We start from the raw sequence: 3,333 nt of genomic DNA, 5'->3' as shown, positions 1-3,333 counted from the left end.
GATCGAGCAGGTCGGTCTCCCGCGTGCCCGGCCCGCCGCCGCGGATGTCGACCGCCGCGACCGTCGGCGCATCGAAGACGATCGCGGTGGTGCCGGAGAGGGCGCGGGCATCCTCGGCATGGCCGACGCGGATGCCGGCGATGTCGGTGAGACCCCCGCTCATCGGGATTCGGCCCGGCGCATCAGGTCGGCGACCGCCGCTTCCTCGGCGGCCGAGAGGGCCTTGGGCTGGGACGCCTTCCGCCGGCGGGAGGTCGCGAAGAGGGCGAGGCCGCCGAGGCCGACCACCAGGACCGGGGTCAGCCAGAGGAACGCGGTGTGCCAGGCGACGACGGGGCGCAGCAGCACGAACTCGCCGTAGCGCTGGACCACGTAGCGCAGCACCGAATCGTCGTCGTCGCCCTGGCGCAGGCGCTCGCGCACGATCAGCCGCAGGTCGCGGGCGAGCGGCGCGTCGGAATCGTCGATCGACTGGTTCTGGCAGACGAGGCAGCGCAGGCCGGACGAGATCGCCCGGGCCCGCTTCTCCAGGGTCGGGTCCTTCATCACCTCCTCGGGCTGCACGGCGCCGGCGGCGACCGGCATGAGGAGCGCCAGGGCGAGGAGGGCTGAACGGAGGGCACGCATCGGGACCACGATCATCCTACTCTGCGGGGACCGAGTGGGGCGGCACCGGGCCGGCCGCGTCGCGGATCGCCGGCCGCAGGGCCGGGGCGCCGACGCGGAAGCGCCGGTCGGTGAGGGAGAGACCGCCGCCGAGCGCCATCACCACGGCGCCGAGCCAGATCAGCAGCACCAGGGGCTTGTAGTACAGGCGGATGCCGACGCTGCCGTCGGTCCCGGTCTCACCGACGCTGGCATAGACCTGGCTCACCCCGAGGGTGAGCAGGCCCGCCTCGCTCACCGACATGTTGCGCGAGGCGTAGAAGCGCTTGCCCGGCTCGATCACCCCGACCGGAACCCCGCCCTCGCGGATGGTCAGGTGGGCCACGGTCTCGGTGTAGTTCGGCCCGGTGCGGGGCAGGACGCCCTCCAGGGCCGCGACGTAGGGGCCGGCATGCAACTCGCCGCCGCGCTTCACGGTGGCGAGGGATTCGACGCTCCAGGCCTGGGCGGCGATGCCGATCACCGTGACGCCGACGCCGGCATGCGCCAGCGCCGTGCCCCAGGCCGAGCGCGGCAGGCCGGCGGCGCGGCGCAGCGACAGGCCGAGCGTCTTGCCCTTGGCCCGGGTGACGATCTCGAGGGCGGCGCCCAGGATCAGGTAGGCACCGAGCCCGATGCCGAGCGGCGCCCCCACCGGTCCGCCCCAGGTGACCGCGATGGCCAGAAGCGCCACGGCGAGCGCCAGCGCGAAGCCGACGAACAGCCGCTGGCTCGCCGCCGCGAGGTCGCCGCGCTTCCAGGCCAGCGTCTGGCCGAACGGCACCACGAGGAGCAGCGGCACCGCGAGCGGCAGGAAGGTCAGGTTGAAGAAGGGCGGCCCGACCGAGATCTTTTCGCCCGTGAGCGACTCGAGCACGAGCGGATAGAGCGTGCCGACCAGCACCGTGGCGCAGGCCGCCGACAGGAAGAGGTTGTTCATCACCAGCGCGCCCTCGCGCGAGATCGGCGCGAACAGGCCGCCCTGGCGCAGGGTGGGCGCGCGCCAGGCGTAGAGCGCCAGCGAGCCGCCGATGAACAAGACCAGGATGCCGAGGATGAAGGTGCCGCGGGTCGGGTCGGTGGCGAAGGTGTGGACCGAGGTGAGCACGCCGGAGCGCACCAAGAATGTGCCGAGCAGCGACAGCGAGAAGGTCAGGATGGCGAGCAGCACCGTCCAGACCTTGAGCGCGTCGCGCTTCTCCATCACGACGGTGGAGTGGACGAGCGCCGTGCCGGCGAGCCACGGCATCAGCGAGGCGTTCTCGACCGGGTCCCAGAACCACCAGCCGCCCCAGCCGAGCTCGTAATAGGCCCAGTACGACCCCATGGCGATGCCGACGGTGAGGAAGCACCAGGCGGCCAGCGTCCAGGGCCGCACGGCGCGGGCCCAGGCGGCATCGATCCGGCCCTCGATCAGGGCCGCGATGGCGAAGGCGAAGGTGATCGAGAAGCCGACATAGCCGAGATAGAGCAGCGGCGGATGGATCGCGAGGCCGGGATCCTGGAGCAGCGGGTTGAGGTCGCGCCCCTCGACCGGGGCCGGGTTGAGCCGGGCGAACGGGTTCGAGGTGACGAGGATGAAGAGCAGGAACACCGCGGTGATCGCGGCCTGCACGCCGAGCGTGTTGGCCCGCAGGGTCGGCGGCACGGAATTGCGGGCGAGCGCCACCACGGCGCCGAACAGCGCCAGGATCAGCACCCAGAGCAGCATCGAGCCCTCGTGGTTCCCCCAGACGCCGGAGATCTTGTAGATCAGCGGCTTCATCGAGTGCGAGTTCTCGACGACGTTCTGGACCGAGAAGTCCGAGGTGACGTGGGCGTAGGTCAGCGCTCCGAACGCGAAGGCGATGCACGCGAAGGTGGCGAGCGCCGCCGGCACCGCGACGCTGCGCAGGACGGGGTCGGCGGCGCGGCTCGCCCAGACCGGCATCACCATCTGCGTCAGGGACAGGGCGAGCGCCAGGGCGAGGGCGTAGTGACCAACCTCGATCAGCACCAGGGCGACCTTTCGGTGAGCGTGAAGTCCATCGGGACGGGAGATCGGTCGACGGCTCTCCCGCCCGGCGTCCTGCCGCGGCGGATCGCGGACGTCACCTTAGTCCGCTTCGTGCCGGGCGCCGCCAAGACCTTCCGCCGCACGGGGCGGGACTATTGGACGGCGGTGCGGGGGACGGGCTCGGCCTGCGCTTGACCCGGCTTGGTCGCGCCTTCCTTGGCCCCGCCTTCCTGCCAGCGCCCCTGCGCCTTGAGGGCGTCGGCGACCTCGCGGGGCATGTAGGTCTCGTCATGCTTGGCGAGCACCGTGTCGGCGCGGAAGATCCCGTCGGGCTCCAGCACGCCCTCGGTCACCACGCCCTGGCCCTCGCGGAAGAGGTCGGGCAGCAGGCCGCGGTAGCGCACCTGCACGGTCGAGCCGGTATCGGTGACGGCGAACGCCACCTTGCCGTCGGCCTCGCGCTTGAGCGAGCCGGCCTCGACCAGCCCGCCGAGGCGGAAGCGGGTGCCGGGCGCCACCGTCTTGCTCGCCACCTCGGTGGGTGAGCGGAAGAACACGATGGTGTCGCGCATCGCCGAGAGGACGAGCCCGAGGGCCGCCGCCAGCACGGCGCCGCAGACGAGGATGAGGACGGAACGGCGGCGCCGGCGCGTCATGGGGCAGGGCTCAGGCGGGGCGGCGGGGGAGGGGTG

3 protein-coding genes and 1 pseudogene are annotated in these 3,333 nt (G+C 72.3%); all 4 read right to left on the bottom strand.

Annotated elements, in window-relative coordinates:
- On the bottom strand, positions 1–307 hold a 307-nt coding region (locus ABZT49_RS34335), incomplete at its 3' end, for a P1 family peptidase (protein WP_407943611.1).
- Positions 241–546, bottom strand: a pseudogene (locus ABZT49_RS31730) (cytochrome c-type biogenesis protein); the annotation flags it as partial. The pseudogene ABZT49_RS31730 and the gene ABZT49_RS34335, both read right to left, overlap by 67 nt.
- A 97-nt stretch (positions 547–643) precedes the next feature.
- The gene (locus ABZT49_RS31725; RefSeq protein WP_355292273.1) at positions 644–2,641 is read right to left on the bottom strand and encodes a heme lyase CcmF/NrfE family subunit; all 1,998 of its coding nucleotides are present in this window, start codon (positions 2,639–2,641) and stop codon (positions 644–646) included.
- 152 nt (positions 2,642–2,793) lie between these two features.
- Positions 2,794–3,297 carry a cytochrome c maturation protein CcmE gene (gene ccmE, locus ABZT49_RS31720; RefSeq protein ID WP_407943610.1) on the bottom strand — a complete coding sequence of 168 codons (504 nt, stop codon included), beginning with the start codon at positions 3,295–3,297 and terminating at the stop codon, positions 2,794–2,796.
- Positions 3,298–3,333 lie beyond the last annotated feature (36 nt).

This window comes from Methylobacterium sp. EM32, assembly GCF_040593685.1.
GTDB lineage: Bacteria > Pseudomonadota > Alphaproteobacteria > Rhizobiales > Beijerinckiaceae > Methylobacterium.
Note: the sequence above shows the minus strand (reverse complement) of the source record. Positions and strands in the feature narration are given on the sequence as shown.